This is a genomic window from Streptomyces sp. NPDC002817, from assembly GCF_053592055.1.
Genome location: NZ_JBSFUY010000007.1, coordinates 33,375 through 48,288 on the forward strand (window position 1 = coordinate 33,375; position 14,914 = coordinate 48,288).

At 69.9% G+C, this 14,914-nt stretch carries 9 protein-coding genes; 7 read left to right on the forward strand and 2 right to left on the reverse strand.

Annotation, left to right across the window (positions count from 1 at the left end; genetic code table 11):
* The first annotated feature begins 651 nt into the window (after nt 1-651).
* The 7 genes from ACWD3I_RS15575 (at nt 652) to ACWD3I_RS15605 (ending at nt 11,927) form a co-directional block, all read left to right on the forward strand.
* A complete protein-coding gene (locus tag ACWD3I_RS15575) occupies nt 652-2,001 on the forward strand; it encodes an extracellular solute-binding protein (RefSeq protein WP_365394430.1) in 1,350 nt (449 codons plus the stop codon).
* Nucleotides 1,998-2,996 (forward strand): carbohydrate ABC transporter permease, encoded by a 999-nt coding sequence (locus ACWD3I_RS15580; protein WP_365394431.1) that lies wholly within the window; start codon nt 1,998-2,000, stop codon nt 2,994-2,996. Before ACWD3I_RS15575 ends, ACWD3I_RS15580 begins: the two co-directional genes overlap by 4 nt.
* The gene (locus ACWD3I_RS15585) at nt 2,993-3,865 is read left to right on the forward strand and encodes a carbohydrate ABC transporter permease (protein WP_365394432.1); all 873 of its coding nucleotides are present in this window, start codon (nt 2,993-2,995) and stop codon (nt 3,863-3,865) included. Before ACWD3I_RS15580 ends, ACWD3I_RS15585 begins: the two co-directional genes overlap by 4 nt.
* 34 nt (nt 3,866-3,899) lie before the next feature.
* Complete coding sequence (locus ACWD3I_RS15590; RefSeq protein WP_365394433.1) at nt 3,900-5,426, forward strand: glycosyl hydrolase family 28 protein; 1,527 nt, start codon at nt 3,900-3,902, stop codon at nt 5,424-5,426.
* Entirely contained in the window at nt 5,423-8,815 is a 3,393-nt protein-coding gene (locus ACWD3I_RS15595; protein ID WP_365394434.1) for an alginate lyase family protein, read from the forward strand. The genes ACWD3I_RS15590 and ACWD3I_RS15595 overlap by 4 nt, the downstream gene beginning before the upstream one ends.
* Before the next feature lie 25 nt (nt 8,816-8,840).
* On the forward strand, nt 8,841-10,091 hold the full coding sequence (locus ACWD3I_RS15600) for an alginate lyase family protein (RefSeq protein ID WP_365394435.1): 1,251 nt from the start codon (nt 8,841-8,843) through the stop codon (nt 10,089-10,091).
* 174 nt (nt 10,092-10,265) lie between these two features.
* Nucleotides 10,266-11,927, forward strand: a complete 1,662-nt coding sequence (locus tag ACWD3I_RS15605) for a carboxylesterase/lipase family protein (protein ID WP_365394436.1) — start codon at nt 10,266-10,268, stop codon at nt 11,925-11,927.
* Here ACWD3I_RS15605 and ACWD3I_RS15610 read toward each other — a convergent pair.
* Both ACWD3I_RS15610 and ACWD3I_RS15615 read right to left on the reverse strand, forming a co-directional pair.
* Complete coding sequence (locus ACWD3I_RS15610) at nt 11,809-13,662, reverse strand: glycoside hydrolase family 127 protein (RefSeq protein WP_365394437.1); 1,854 nt, start codon at nt 13,660-13,662, stop codon at nt 11,809-11,811. The two genes, ACWD3I_RS15605 and ACWD3I_RS15610, sit on opposite strands and share 119 nt — an antisense overlap.
* Nucleotides 13,663-13,760: 98 nt before the next feature.
* On the reverse strand, nt 13,761-14,816 hold the full coding sequence (locus ACWD3I_RS15615; protein WP_365394438.1) for a LacI family DNA-binding transcriptional regulator: 1,056 nt from the start codon (nt 14,814-14,816) through the stop codon (nt 13,761-13,763).
* Nucleotides 14,817-14,914 lie beyond the last annotated feature (98 nt).

A 14,914-nucleotide genomic window follows, 5' to 3' on the forward strand; every position in this document is an offset into this window, starting at 1 on the left:
AGGCCGGGGAAGGCCCGGCGGCGCCGTGGTGTGGCCGAGGGCCTTGATCCCGCTCTGTCGGGAAATCGGTTACCGCGTTTTCTCGCCGAGCGGCCTCGGCGGCTCGGCAGTCGGCCGTCCCACCGCGCGGTCGTGGCGTCAGCCTGGCGGACGGGGGTGCGGCGGTGTCCGCGGCGGGTCGTACGAGGTGCAGTGCCGTGGATCCGCATCGCCGCCCCATGTCTCGCGGACGCCCGGGAGACAGGAGACGGCCTGGCAGTTCCGCTCCCTGTACGGCCTCGTTCGTGACAACCGGTTTCTGGTCAAGCCGTCAAGAACGCCTGCCGATGACTGCTCGGCAACGGTGATCGAGCCGCGTTCCTTGCCCCTGCGGGTGATCGGCGAGATCGGGTGCGAGGCTCTCCCGACCGGTGTGCACGTCCGGACGAGGGTGGCCGACACCGCCGTACAAGATGGCTTTGAGCTGCACATTCGTCAACCTGCTCGGCCCTGTGGGCCGTTCGGCGCGTGTCGCCGGGGTTACACAGTCTTTTCGAAAAGTCGTCAAGGCTCTTGACGCGGTTTCCGGACAGGAAGAAGCTCTGCCCCACTGCCCAACAACCGGTTGCCATGCAATCGAGCCAACTAGGTGAAGCGGGAGGTGGTGCGTTCATGCACCCTGATGTCGGTGCTCCGATGGGCCGCCGCCGGTTCCTCGCCCTGTCGGCGGGAGGTGCCGCGGCCGGCGCGGCGGCGCTGAGCGGCTGCGCGTTGCAGGTGTCCACCGGGGTCAGCGGCTCGGGGGAGACCGTCACCGTGATGGTCAACTCCGGAGACATCCTCCCGGAGCAGGTGCAGCAGGCGAAGAAGGCCCTCGGCATCAAGATCGTCCTGGTGAAGTACGACATCACCAAGCTGATCGCGATGCTCACCAGCGGCAACCCGCCCGACCTGGTGCGCGGCGTCGGCGCCGTGGACTCGCCGTTCTTCGCGGCACGGGACGTGGCCGAGGAACTGGACCCCTACTTCGCACGGAGCGGCGTCCTCAAGCTGGACGACCTGGACCCCGTCAACGACCTGTGGCGCTACGACGGCCGCACCCAGGGCAAGGGCCCGCGCTACGGCATGGCCAAGGACTTCTCCCAGGACTCCATGTACTGGTACAACACCGCGGCCTTCGACAAGGCCGGTGTCGACCAACCGTCGGAGACCGAACCGGTCACCTACGAGGAGTGGCAGGACACCGCCAAGCGCCTCGTCCAGCGCAAGAAGGGCCAGACCACCGTCTTCGGCGGCAGCTACGCCGGCCTCACCCGGGCCACCCTCCTGACGACCATGACCGCGTCCGCCGGAGGGAGCCTCTTCAACGACGACTTCTCCCGCGTCGACTTCACCACCCCCGAGGCCCGAAAGGCCCTGACCTGGTACATCGACTACTGCCGGACCAAGGTGGGACCGAGCCTCATCCAGCCCGACCCCAACGGCTGGGACGGCCCCACCTACCAGGCCGGGCGGCTGGCCATGTCGAACTCCGGCTACTGGATGGGCGGCATGATCTACCCGGACAAGAAGCTGGCGAAGGTGTCGAGGCTGGCGCCCGCCCCGATGTTCGCGGGCGGTCGGCGGATCAGCGCCTGCCAGGGCGGCACCGGACTGTGGATGCCGCGCGGCGCGAAGAACAAGGACGCCGCCTGGCGGGTCTTCGAGTGGTTCTTCGGCGAGGAGCCGGCCAAGGCACGCGCCGCCGGCGGCTGGGGCATCCCCACGCTGAAGTCGCTGCGATCTCTGATGCCCGGTCAGGAGGACTACGAAGAACGGGTGTTGAAGGTCCAGGACAACGAACTGAAGCATTTCTCGGTGGTCTCCTTCACCCCGTACACCAGGGCGGACGCCTTCGACGCCCTGTTCAACCAGATAGCCCCCGCCGCGATGAACGGCCAGATCTCCGTCGACACCCTCGCCGGACGTCTGAACTCGGCCATCAACGATCAGCTGAAGCGCGGTAAGGAGCAGGTGGGATGACGGTCGATCAGATCTCCCCCGTCGCGGACCGGCCCGACGCCGCCGCGGGCACCGGACGCGCGAGCGCCGCCGGGCGGCCACGGATCACCATGACCGCGCGCCGACACCGGGCGTTCTACCTGTTCACCTCGCCCTGGATCATCGGGTTCCTGCTGCTGACCATCGTGCCGATGGCGTACGCGCTGTGGCTCAGCTTCACCACCTTCGACGGCATCTCGCCCAACTGGAAGTACGTCGGACTCGGCAACTACCGCGAGCTGCTGAACGATCCGGTCACCTGGGACTCCCTCGGCCGCGCGGGCCTGTTCGCGGTGACCTCGGTACCGCTGTCGATCATCGCGGGACTCGGCCTCGCCGTACTGGTCAACCGGCCGCTCAAGGCGCGCGGACTGTTCCGCACCCTGCTCTATCTGCCCGCCGTGGTGCCGCCGGTGGGCGCGGGCCTCGCCTTCAAGTTGCTCTTCGACCAGAACTCCGGTGCCACCAACGGCGTTCTGACCTTCTTCGGTATCGACGCCGTGGCCTGGCTCGCCGACCCCTACGCCCGCTACGTCCTGCTGATGACCGTGCTCTGGGGCGCCGGCAACGTCATGATCATCTCGCTGGCCGGTCTCCAGGACGTCCCCCGTGAACTCCACGAGGCGGCCCGCATCGACGGGGCGAGCGCCTGGCGCACCTTCCGCAGCATCACCGTGCCGCTGCTGTCGCCCGTGCTGCTCTTCCAGACCGTCACCGGGATGATCGCCTCGGTTCAGACCATCATGCCGCTGCTGCTGGCACCGCTCGGTGACACGAGCGGTATCACCACGGTCCCGCAGTCCAACTACCTCTACATGATGCACGTGTTCGCGCAGTACTTCGCGCTCGGCCGCTACGGCTACGCCTCCGCACTGCTGTGGGTGCTCTTCGTCCTCATCCTCGTCGTGACCGGACTCATCTTCAAGTTCACGTCCGGCGCCGTGTTCTACAACGTCGACCCGGAGGCGAAGAAGTGACCGCGACCAGTCTGCCGCCCACGTCACCGATGGCCGGCGCGCGCGTACGCGTTCGTGCCAAACGCCTCGCCCTCTACACCGTGCTCGTCTCCGTCACCGGACTGTTCCTCGGCCCGTTCGGCTGGCTGATCCTCTCCGGACTCAAGACACAAGGGGAGTTGGCCGCCTCCCCCGTGCACTGGCTGCCCGACGCCTTCCAGTGGCACAACTTCGCCGACGCCTTCGACCAGATCGACTTCCTCGGCTACGCCCGCAACTCCCTGATCATCGCCTTGCTCTACGCCACGCTCGTCACCCTCAGCTCGGCCTGGGTCGGATTCGGCTTCGCCCGGCTCGACGCGCCCGGCAAGAAGGTGCTGTTCGGTGTGCTGCTCGGCTCGATGATGCTGCCGCAGATGGTCACCCTGCTGCCCACCTACCTGATCTTCGCCAAGCTCGGCATGGTCGACACCTACTGGCCGTGGGTGCTGTGGGGCCTGTCCGCGGCACCGTATCTGGTCTTCCTCTTCCGGCAGTTCTTCGCGGGCATGCCCCGCGAACTGGAGGAGGCCGCGATCGTCGACGGCTGCGGCTACACCTCGATCTTCTGGCGGATCTTCCTGCCGCAGTCCTGGCCCGTGCTGTCCGCGAGCTTCATCATCGCCTTCACCTGGACCTGGGGCGACTACATCGCCCCGCAGCTGCTGCTGTCCACCGACCGCACCACGCTCGCCGTCGCCGTGATGACCGCCTATGTCAACGAGGGCGGCACACCCGTCCCCGAACTGCAGGCCGCGGCCTCGGTGATGTACGTCGTCCCGATCCTGCTGATCTTCCTCGTCGCCCAGCGCGGATTCGTCGCCGGGATGTCCACGTCGGGCCTCAAGTAGCCCAACCTTCCGACCTGTTGCAAGGAGTCCTGAGATGAACACGCCCCTGTCACGCCGCACCGCCCTCCAGGCGGCAGGTGCCACCGTGCTCGCGGCCGGCCTCACCGACCTGACGGCCACGGCGGCCCGCGCGGACGGCGACACGGTGGAACCGCACCTGGTGACGTACCCCGTGCCGTCCGGCGCCCCCGTCAACACCGGCAGCTACACCGTCAAGGTCCGGGTTCCTGGCGGCAGTTGGCAGACCCTCGGGGTCTACCGGCCCACCCTCGCCGAGATCAACGCCGCCACGGGCAGCAAGAAGCAGTTCAACTCCTCCCTCGCCTACTTCGACTTCTGCGGTGAGGTCGAGGTCGAAGTGACCTTCATCAAGGGCGGGGTGCAGAAGGTGCGGGTGCGGCCCGACTCGTACGGCATCACGCCCGAAGTCCTCGCCGACACCCTCCGGTTCACCCTCGACAGACCGCGCAACATCGTCGTCCAGATCAACGACGACCTCTTCGACTCCCTGCACCTGTTCGCCCGCCCGATCGAGAAGCGCAAGCCGAAGGCGGACGACCCCGACGTCCTCTACTACGGCCCCGGCGTCCACACCACCGCCGACGGATACCTCAACGTCCCCTCGGGCAAGACCGTTCACCTCGACGGCGGCGCCCTGCTCAAGGCGACCGTCGTCTTCAGAGACGTGCGGGACGCCCGGATCACCGGCCGCGGTGTGCTCGCCGGCACCAAGGCGGGCGGCATCCTCGTCGAAGGCTCGAACGACATCCGTATCGACGCCGTCACCGTCCTCAACCCCAACGGCTACGCGGTCCAGATCGGCGAGTCCACCGACGTCTCCATCAAGGGCATGTGCGCCTTCAGCTCCAAGGGCTGGGGCGACGGCATCGACGTCTTCTCCAGCAGCGACGTCACCATCGACGGCGTCTTCATGCGCAACTCCGACGACTGCATCGCCATCTACACCCACCGCTGGGAGTACTACGGCGACACCAGGAACATCACCGTCAAGAACTCCACCCTCTGGGCCGACGTCGCCCACCCCGTCAACGTCGGCACACACGGCAACACCGAGAACCCCGAGACGATCGAGAACCTCGTCTTCGAGAACCTCGACATCTGCGACCAGCGCGAACCCCAGATGAACTACCAGGGCTGCATCGCCCTCAACGTCGGCGACTCCAACCTCCTGAAGAACGTCCGCGTCGAGGACGTCCGGATCGAGGACATCCGCTGGGGCCAGGTCATCTATCTGAAGGTCATGTACAACACGAAGTACAACACCTCGGTCGGCCGCGGCATCCAGGACGTCTATGTCAAGAACCTCACCTACACGGGCACGAAGGCCAACCCGTCGCTGCTCCTCGGCTACGACGCCGAACACGCCATCGACAACGTCACGTTCGAGAACCTCGTGATCAACGGCCAGGTCATCGCCGACTCGATGAAGAAGCCGACCTGGTACTACACCACCGACACGATCCAGTGGTACTCCAACGAGCACGTCACGAACCTGAAGTTCCTCACCACCGCCGAGGCCGAGGCGGCCGCGGCGTCGTGACCACATTCAGCACTCCCGGCACCCCCGGTACTTCCAGCACTCCAGCGACGAGCCGCCGGGGTTTCCTCGGCGGCACCGCGGCCCTGCTGCTGGCGGCGGGCACGAGCGGACTGCTCGTGCCCGGCACGGCGAGAGCGGCGGACGCCGACGCCGACACCGCTGCCGACGGCAGACAGTTCACCCACCCCGGCCTACTGCATACAGCCGACGACATCGCACGCATGAAATCCGCTGTCGCGGCACAGGAATCCCCGATCCACGACGGCTACCTCGCCTTCGCGGCCCACGCCCGCTCGAAGTCCACGTACACCGTCCAGAACACCGGCCAGATCACCAGCTGGGGCCGGGGCCCCACCAACTTCCAGAACCAGGCCGTCGCCGACTCGGCCGCCGCCTACCAGAACGCCCTGATGTGGGCCGTCACCGGCAACCGCGCCCACGCCGACAAGGCCCGGGACATCCTCAACGCCTGGTCGGCATCGCTCACCATGGTCACCGGGGCCGACGGTCCGCTCGGTGCGGGGCTGCAGGTCTTCAAGTTCGTCAACGCGGCCGAACTGCTGCGGCATTCGGACTACGACGGCTGGAGCGACGCCGACATCGTGCGCTGCGAGGAGTCCTTCCTGCGCGTCTGGTATCCGGCGATCTCCGGCTACACGCTCTACGCCAACGGCAACTGGGACCTGACGGCCCTTCAGTCCATCCTCGCCATCGGCGTGTTCTGCGAGCAACGCACCCTCTTCGAGGACGCGCTGCGGTTCGCCGCGGCCGGCGCCGGCAACGGCAGCGTCCTGGGCAGGGTGGTCACCGACGCCGGCCAGGGCCAGGAGAGCGGCCGCGACCAGGCCCACGAACAGCTCGCCGTCGGCCTCATGGGCGACGCCGCGCAGGTCGCCTGGAACCAGGGCGTCGACCTGTGGGCCTTCGACGACCACCGCATCCTCGCCAACGCCGAGTACGCCGCCCGTTACAACCTCGGCGGCGACGTCCCCTTCACTCCCGACCTCGACCGCACCGGCAAGTACATCAAGACGACCGTCTCCGACAAGGTCCGTGGCACCCTGCCGCCGATCTACGAGATGTACTACGCCCACTACGCCGGCGTCCGCGGCCTCGACACCCCGTACACCGAGGCGGCCGTCTTCCGCGGCACGGGCGGCGCCCGCGTCGTCGAGGGCAGCAACGACGACCTGCCCAGCTGGGGGACGTTCGCCTACGCCGGGACGAAGACGCCGGACCCGAGCGCGCCGACGGCACCGGCGGGGATCACGGCGGTGGGGGGTGGCGAGGGTACGTCGGTCACCGTGACCTGGCTGCCGTCCGTGTGGGCGACGAAGTACACCGTCCGCCGGGCGGACGAGCCCGAAGGGCCGTACCAGGAGATCGCGTCGGCAGTCGACGAAACATCGCATACAGACGACGGCGTACGGTCCGGGCGGACCTACCACTACACCGTCACCGCCACGAACTCCTTCGGCAGTAGCGGCGCGTCGGGCCTCGCCGCCGCCACCGCAGGCCTTCCCGAGCCCTGGTCCACCCGGGACGTCGGCGACGTGAAGATCCCCGGCTCCGCCGCCTTCGACGGCGAACGATTCGTCCTGGAGGCGAGCGGCACCGCCGACACCCATCGCCTCGTCCACCTCCCGCTGCGCGGCGACGGCACCGTCACCGCCCGCGTCGTGTGGCCGCTCAGCTCGCAGTACTCCAAGATCGGCGTCACCGTCCGGGCGGGCCTCGGCGCGGACGCCGCCCACGCCTCGATGCTGATCCAGGGGCTGCCGCTGCACACATGGAGCGGCGTGTGGACCGTACGGCCGAAGGCCGGGGCCGGCATCTCGGCCACCGGCAGCACCCCGGTGCCGCCCTCCCAGCAGGACGCGATCACCGTCAACGCGTCCTTCCCGATCTCCGGCCTCGGCACGCTGCCGGAATCGGCGACACCCCTGGAGGCCCCGTACGTCGAGGGCGCCGGCGACGGCTACCGGCTGCGGGCCCCGTACTGGGTGCGCGTGACCCGCAAGGGCCGCTGGTGTACCGGGGCGATCTCGCCGGACGGCATACGGTGGACGGAGGTCGGCCGTACCGAGGTCGACGGTCTACGGCACATCGCATACGCCGGTCTCGTCCTCACCTCCTGCCTCGGCGTCGACGAGGACTACGCGGAGACCGGCACCGGCGCCTTCGACCACGTCAGCGTGGTCTCCGCCACGGCCGGCGAGGTCTGGTCCGCACCCCGCCCCAGGCGCACCGCCGTCGACCTGCGCGCGACCTCCGCCGCCGACGCGGTCGAACTGGCCTGGACCGACCCGGATCTCTCCGCCCGGTACAAGGTTCTTCGCGCCACCACCGCCGACGGCCCCTACGAGACGATCGCGAGCCGCGTCGGCCCCGTCGGCTTCGGCACCCGCATCCGGTACACGGACGCCACCGGCACCCCCGGCACGGCGTATCACTACGTCGTGGCGAAGACGAACAGCGCGGGCCGCGGCCCCCTCTCGGAACCCGCCATCGCGCAGATGCCCCCCCCCACCGCGCCTCAACTCACCTCCTCGGCAGCCGTGTTCGCGAATCGCGGCGACACCTTCCGGCACCTGCTGCGCGGCTCCCACGAGCCCGTACGGTTCGCCGCCGACGGACTTCCCGACGGCCTGCGCCTCGACAGGCGCACCGGTCTGATCTGCGGAACCCCCACCGAAGCCGGCGAGTTCACGGTCACGACGACCGCGGGCAACGCGTCCGGTGACGCCACCGGCACCCTCGCCCTCACGGTCGGCACACCCCCGCCCGCCCCCTGGACGTACGGAGACCTCGGCGACCCGGTCCTCGACGACCGCGCCTTCGGCACCCTCGGCGTGGTGGCGGTCGCGACACCCGGCAGCACCTCGTACGCCGACGGCACCTTCACCGTCCGAGGCGCGGGCACCGACCTGACCGTCAACAACCAAGGGATGACAGGGCAGTTCGTACGCCGCCCGGTCACCGGCGACTGCCAGGTCACCGCCCGTCTGGCCTCCCGCAACGGCACCACCGCGGACCGGGTCGGCCTGCTGATGGCCAAGTCGCTGTCGCCGTTCGACCAGGCGGCCGGACTCATCGTCACCGGCGGCACCACCGCACAGCTCATGCTGCGCAAGACCGTCGCCGGAGCCTCCGCATTCTCCGGCACCGCCACCGTCCAACTTCCCCTGCTGCTACGGCTGAAGCGCACCGGGACCGCCTTCACCGCAGCAGTCTCCACCGACGACGGCACCACCTGGACCGACCTCGCCTCCGGCGAGATCCCCGGTTTCGGCGACGCCGGATATCACGTCGGCCTCGTGGTCTGCTCCCGCAGCCCGCTGGTCCGCTGCACCACCCAGTTCGAAGAGGTGAGTGTCACCTCTCTCTAGATCCCCCCACGGATTGGAGACGCACATGAGCCGCACATCCCCCCACCGGCGCGTCCAGGAAAGCGAGTTGAGCCGCCGCGGTCTGCTGAGGACCGCCGGCGGACTCGGCGCCGCCCTCGCCCTCGGGGGCGGCGCCTTCGCCGCCACCACCGCGGACGCCGCCCCGTCCACCTGGACCCACCCGGGCATGCTGCACAACGCCGGCGACATCAACCGCGCCAAGGTCAGGGTCGCCGCCGGCACCGACCCCTGGCTGTCCGGCTGGAACAAACTGGTCGCCAACTCCCACTCCCAGTCCACCTGGACCAACCGGGCCACCGCCACCGTCATCCGCGGCGGCACCGGCGAGAACTACGGCCTCCTCTACAACGACATCGCCGCCGCCTATCAGAACGCCCTGCGCTGGCGGGTCGGCGGCACCGAGGCCAACGCGGTCTGCGCCGCCGGCATCCTCAACGCGTGGTCCACCACGCTCACCTCGATCGGCGGCAACGCCGACCGGTTCCTCGCGGCCGGTCTCTACGGCTGGCAGTTCGCCAACGCCTGCGAACTCATGCGGGACTACGACGGGTTCGACCTCGCCGCCGCCCAGGAGATGATGGCGCGCGTCTTCTACCCGATGAACAACAGCTTCCTGACCAACCACAACGACGCCTGCATCACCAACTACTGGGCCAACTGGGACCTGTGCAACATGGCCTCGATCCTGGCCATCGGCATCCTCAACGAGGACGGCGCCAAGTACGACCAGGCCGTCACGTACTTCAAGTCCGGTGCCGGCAACGGCTCCCTCGCGCACGCGGTGCCGTACCTGTACACCGACTCCGACGGCTACGCGCTGGGCCAGTGGCAGGAGTCCGGCCGCGACCAGGGGCACACCGTCATGGGCATGGGCCAGATGGGCGCGATCTGCGAGATGGCCTGGAACCAGGGCGACGACCTCTACTCGTACGACAGCCGCCGCTTCATGAAGGGCGCCCAGTACGTCGCGAAGTACAACCTCGGCAACGACGTCCCCTTCACCACCTACACCTGGGGCACCGGTCAGAACTGCTCCCAGTCCTCCCAGACGGTGATCTCCTCCGCCTCCCGCGGCCAGATCCGCCCCGTCTGGGCGATGCTCCACTTCCACTACAACCGGCGTCTGGGCCTCGACGACAAGTACATCTCGGCGTTCTACTACGCCAACGCCCCCGAGGGCGGCGGCGGAGACTACGGCTCCACCAGCGGCGGCTTCGACCAGCTCGGCTTCGGCACGCTGATGTACGCGAAGTAGTACGCGGCACCGTCTGTACACACAGCACACAGCACAACGTGTACGGACGGTAGCGGACTGTATGCGATGTACCCCGAACAGCCTCCAGACCGCCTCCTGCGCCGGAATAGCGCGCCGTGATGTGGTGCTCTGTTGTTACCGGTGCACGAGCGCGGCGAGGAGGCTGGTGGTCGAATGACGGCAGCAGTCCAGAAGGATCCCGTGGTGAGCACGCCGTACGGAGCCGTACGCGGCCGCCATGAGAACGGGACCGCGGTGTTCCGGGGCATCCCCTACGCGGCACCCCCCTTCGGCCCCCGAAGGTTCCGGCCACCCCTCCCGCCCGAGCCGTGGGAGGGGGTGCGGGACGCGGGGGCCTTCGGGCCCACGGCGCCGAAACCGCCGTACTCCGAAGCCTTCGCGCAGTACCTGTCCGACCCGGTCGTGCCCGGCGACGACTGCCTCAACCTCAACGTATGGACACCGGAGCCGGGCCGCGGGGCCCGGCTCCCGGTCCTGGTCTGGCTGCACGGAGGCGCCCTGACCAGGGGATCTTCCGCCGTGCCGGTGTACGACGGGCATGGCTTCGCCCGCGACGGCGTCGTCTTCGTCTCCGTCAACTACCGGCTGGGGGTCGAGGGCTACGGCCTGTTCCCGGACGCCCCCGCCAACCCGGGCCTGCGCGACCAGCTCGCCGCACTGGAGTGGGTGCACCGGTCGATCGAGGCCTTCGGCGGCGACCCCGCCTGCATCACCCTCGCGGGCCAGTCCGCGGGCGCCATCAGTACCGGCGCCCTGCTCGCCGCACCGCAGGCCCAGGGCCTGGTGCGGCGCGCGATCCTGCAGAGCGGGCCGCCCGAGGCCGCCGACCGCGACAAGGTACGGCGGATGGTGCGCCGGATGGCCGCCCGGCTGAAGATCCCCGCCACCGCGGCCGCCTTCGCCGAGGTCGACCGCGAACTGCTGCTGCGCACCCAGGGCGAGGTCGGCCGGCTCAGCAGCCCGGTGCTCGGCGGCCCCGCCTTCGGCATCGTCGTCGACGGCGACCTGGTCCCGCGCGATCCCCTGGACGCACTGACCGAGGGCGACGCGGCCCGTGACGTCGACCTGATGGTCGGCTGGACCCGCGACGAGTACCGGCTCTGGCTGGTCCCCGGCGGCCTCCTGGAACGCGTCGACCGCCTCGGCGCCGTCGCCCTGGCCGGCGCCATGGCCCGCTGCCACGCCGGCCACGAGGTGCCGCGCGGCTACCGCGTCCTGCACCCCGACGCCGGCACCGCCGAGATCGTCGGCCAGATGGTCACCGACCACCTGCTGCGCATCCCCCTGCACCGCCTGGCCGAGGCCCGCCCCGACACCGCGTACGTCTACGAGTTCGCCTGGCCCTCCAACCTCCCCGACCTCGGCTCCTGCCACGCCCTGGAACTGGGCTTCGTCTTCGACACGGGCGACAGCCCCGAGTCGGCCAAGCTCGCCGGGCAGGGGGCACCGCACGAGCTCGCCGAGGCGATGCACGGGGCGTGGGTGCGGTTCGCGGTCGACGGGGACCCGGGGTGGGAGGCGTGGGACGAGACGCACCCGGTGCGGATCTTCGGCGACGTCGGCGACGGTCGGCCGGATTACGCGATCGACGGCCGACCGGCGCCGACAGCCGACGGTCGCCCGGATTTCGCATACAGTCCGCCGTACACAGCGCACGGCCCCCGCGATACCGGTTTCGCCCTCTGGACCGCCGACGTCACCCCTCCGGAATCCACACGCGCATCGGCCCCTCCTGACGGTTCGCCCACGCGTAGTACGGAACTGCGGTCAGTGGTACGGCGTCTCCGCCTCCCCGGCGCAGTCCGTCGGCAGTGACGACACCGACCCCGCCCAGCAGCTCGGGGTCGTGCCGGAACGTGAGAGGGGAGCCGTAGGGCAGGGTCAGGTCCTCGAAGGGGATGCCCGGCCGCTGGTCCACGCCCTCCAGGCAGTGGACCAGGGGGCCGCGTTCGATGGCCACGCAGCCGCGTACGGCGTCCACGTACGGGTCGGGGCGGGTGAGCCGGGCGTCCAGTTCGAGGTCGAGGGTGAAGGTGTCGCCCGGCGACCAGCGACGACGCACCCGCAGCCAGCCGGGGAGGATCTCGGCGGGCGGTTCGCCGTCGGGAGCCGTCGCCGTGAAGTCCGTGCACCAGGACGGGAGACGCAGCGACAGCGTCCAGTCGGCGTCCGGCGCCTCCTCGACGGTCACCGCGATCCGCCCGTCCCAGGGATAGCCGGTCGCCACCCGGATCCGGCCGCCGCCGGCCTCGTACACGCCCGTCGCGTACTGATGGAGCTGCAGCCCCTCGGCGTCGCCGCTCGCCATGTAGTGGGGGAGCGAGGCGAGCAGCCGCATCACGTTCGGCGGGCAGCAGGCGCAGCGGAACCAGGGCGTGCGGCGGGCCGCCTTGTCCGGTTCGTACGCGCCCTCGTACCCCTCGCGCACCTGGAGCGGATTGACGTACAGCCAGCTGTCGCCGTCGAGGCCGACGCCGGCCAGGAAGCCGTTGTAGAGGGTGCGTTCGACGAGGTCGGAGTACTTCGCGTCACCGGTCAGCAGCGCCATCCGCCACGACCACTGGATCGACGCGATGGCCGCGCAGGTCTCCGCGTAGGCCCGGTCCGGCGGGAGTTCGTACGGCTCCCCGAAGGACTCGCCCTCGTGACGGGCGCCGACACCGCCCGTCAGATAGCTCTTCGTCGCCACCATCACGTCCCACAGTCGCTCGGCGACCGCATACAGTTCACGGTCGCCCGTCTCCGCGGCGAGGTCCGCCACACCCGCGAGCAGATACAGCTGCCGTACGGCGTGACCGGAGACCGTCGTGGCCTCGCGCACCGGTATGTGGTCCTGCCAATAGGCGCGGCCCAGATGGGGGTTGACGTCGGCGTCGAGGAGCCCGTGCCCGCGCCGGTCCACGAAGTGGCCGGCCAGCTCCAGCCAGCGCCGCTCCCCGGTCTCCCGGTACAGCTCCACCAGCGCGGTCTCGATCTCGGGGTGGCCGCACACGTTGTCGATCCGCCGGCCCGGGCCGAGGACCGAGTCGATGTGTGCGGCGAACCGCTCGGCGACGTCGAGGAGTTCACGGCGTCCCGTCGCACGGTGGTGGGCCACCGCGGCCTGCAGCAGATGGCCCGCGCAGTACAACTCGTGGCCCCAGCCGAGTTCTTGCCAGCGCCGGTCCGGGCGGGCGACCTGGTAGTACGTCTGCAGATAGCCGTCGGTGTCCTGCGCGGCGGCCAGGAGAGCGGTCAACTCGTCCACGTGAGCGGCCAGTTCGGGATTGTCGGGACGGTCCGCGAGCTGCCAGGACGCCGCCTCCAGCCACTTGTGCACGTCCGAGTCCTGGAACGGGAAGTCGCCGGTGAAGGAGCCCTTGCCGTCGCCGGCGGCGCGGAGGTTGTCGAGGTTTCCGGCCGCCTCCAGACGGTCGGGGCCCTGCGGAATGCTGACGTCGGCGTTGGTGGTGCGGCGGGCGGCCCAGAATCCGTCGGTGATGCGGGCGGCTGTCGCGGGACGGAGGGCGGTGTGCGCGCCCGGGGTGAGACGGATGGGGCCGGTGCTCATGCGGGAGGCTCCAGGATAGAGAGCGTTTGCCAAGATCGTGAGCATAGGAAGCAACCGGTTCCGCGACAAGAGGCCCACGGTGCCCGCGGCCGCACCGCCTATTCCTTGAGCGGCGCCACCGAGTCCCGTACCACCACATGCGTGCCCAGCAGCAGATGCTCGTCCGGGGTGTTCGGTTCGCGCCCCAGCGCGGTCCTCACGGCGAGCCTGCCCAGTTCCTCGTAGGGAACATGCACGGTCGTCAGCGCCGGATGCAGATCCCGGGCGAACGGAATGTCGTCGTACCCGGCCAGCGACACATCGCGCGGCACACTGAGGCCCGCCTCGTGCAGCGCGGTGAGCGCGCCCGCCGCGACCATGTCGGTGGCGGCGACCACGGCCGTGAAGTCCAGCTTCTGCTCCAGCGCCTCGCGCATCAGCCGGTGGCCCGAGTCGCGGGTGAAGTCGCCGTGCAGCACCAGCTCCTCGGCGGGCTCGACACCGCGCGCCCGGTGGGCGGCGAGATAGCCGCGCTCGCGCCCCTGCGCCGTGGTGTGGTCGGACTTGCCGCCGAGGAACAGCACCCGCTGATGGCCCTGCGCGAGGACGTGCGCGACCAGGGCGTAGGCGCCGCCCTCGTTGTCGTACTCGATGACCGTGACCGGTGCCCCGGGCCCCAGCGGCGGGCGCCCGCACAGCACGAGTCGGGAGCCGGCCGAGGCGAGCGAGTCGGCCATGCGGCGGGTGCGTTCGCGGTACTCGGCGGTGTCGGCGCCACCGCCGACCAGGATCACGGCGGCCGCCCGCTGCGCGCGCATCATCTCCACGAACTCCAGCTCGTACCGCGCGTCGCCCTCCGTGCTGCACACCAGGCACAGATGGCCCAGCCGCATGGCCTCACGCTCCACGCCGTGCGCCATCAGCGCGAACGACGGACCCGTGATGTCCTCGAGCACGAACGCCAGCGTGGGCGTGCCGACGCCCGCGATCGCCTTGGCGCGCGCGTCGGCGACGTAGTCCATCTCGCGGACCGCCCGCATCACGCGCGTACGGGTCGCCGCGCTCACCGGATAGACCCCGCCCAGCACCCGCGACACGGTCGACGCGGACACCCCCGCGCGCGCCGCCACGTCCCTGATGGTGCTGCGGCTCGCGTCCTCGCTCTTTCTGGTCATACCTGCCTCGTCCCTCTCCCCGGGCTTGTCGGCCCACCCCTCGGGAACTGCGGCAACATGGATGGAAACCGGTTCCCGACCCGGAGGCTAGCAGCGGG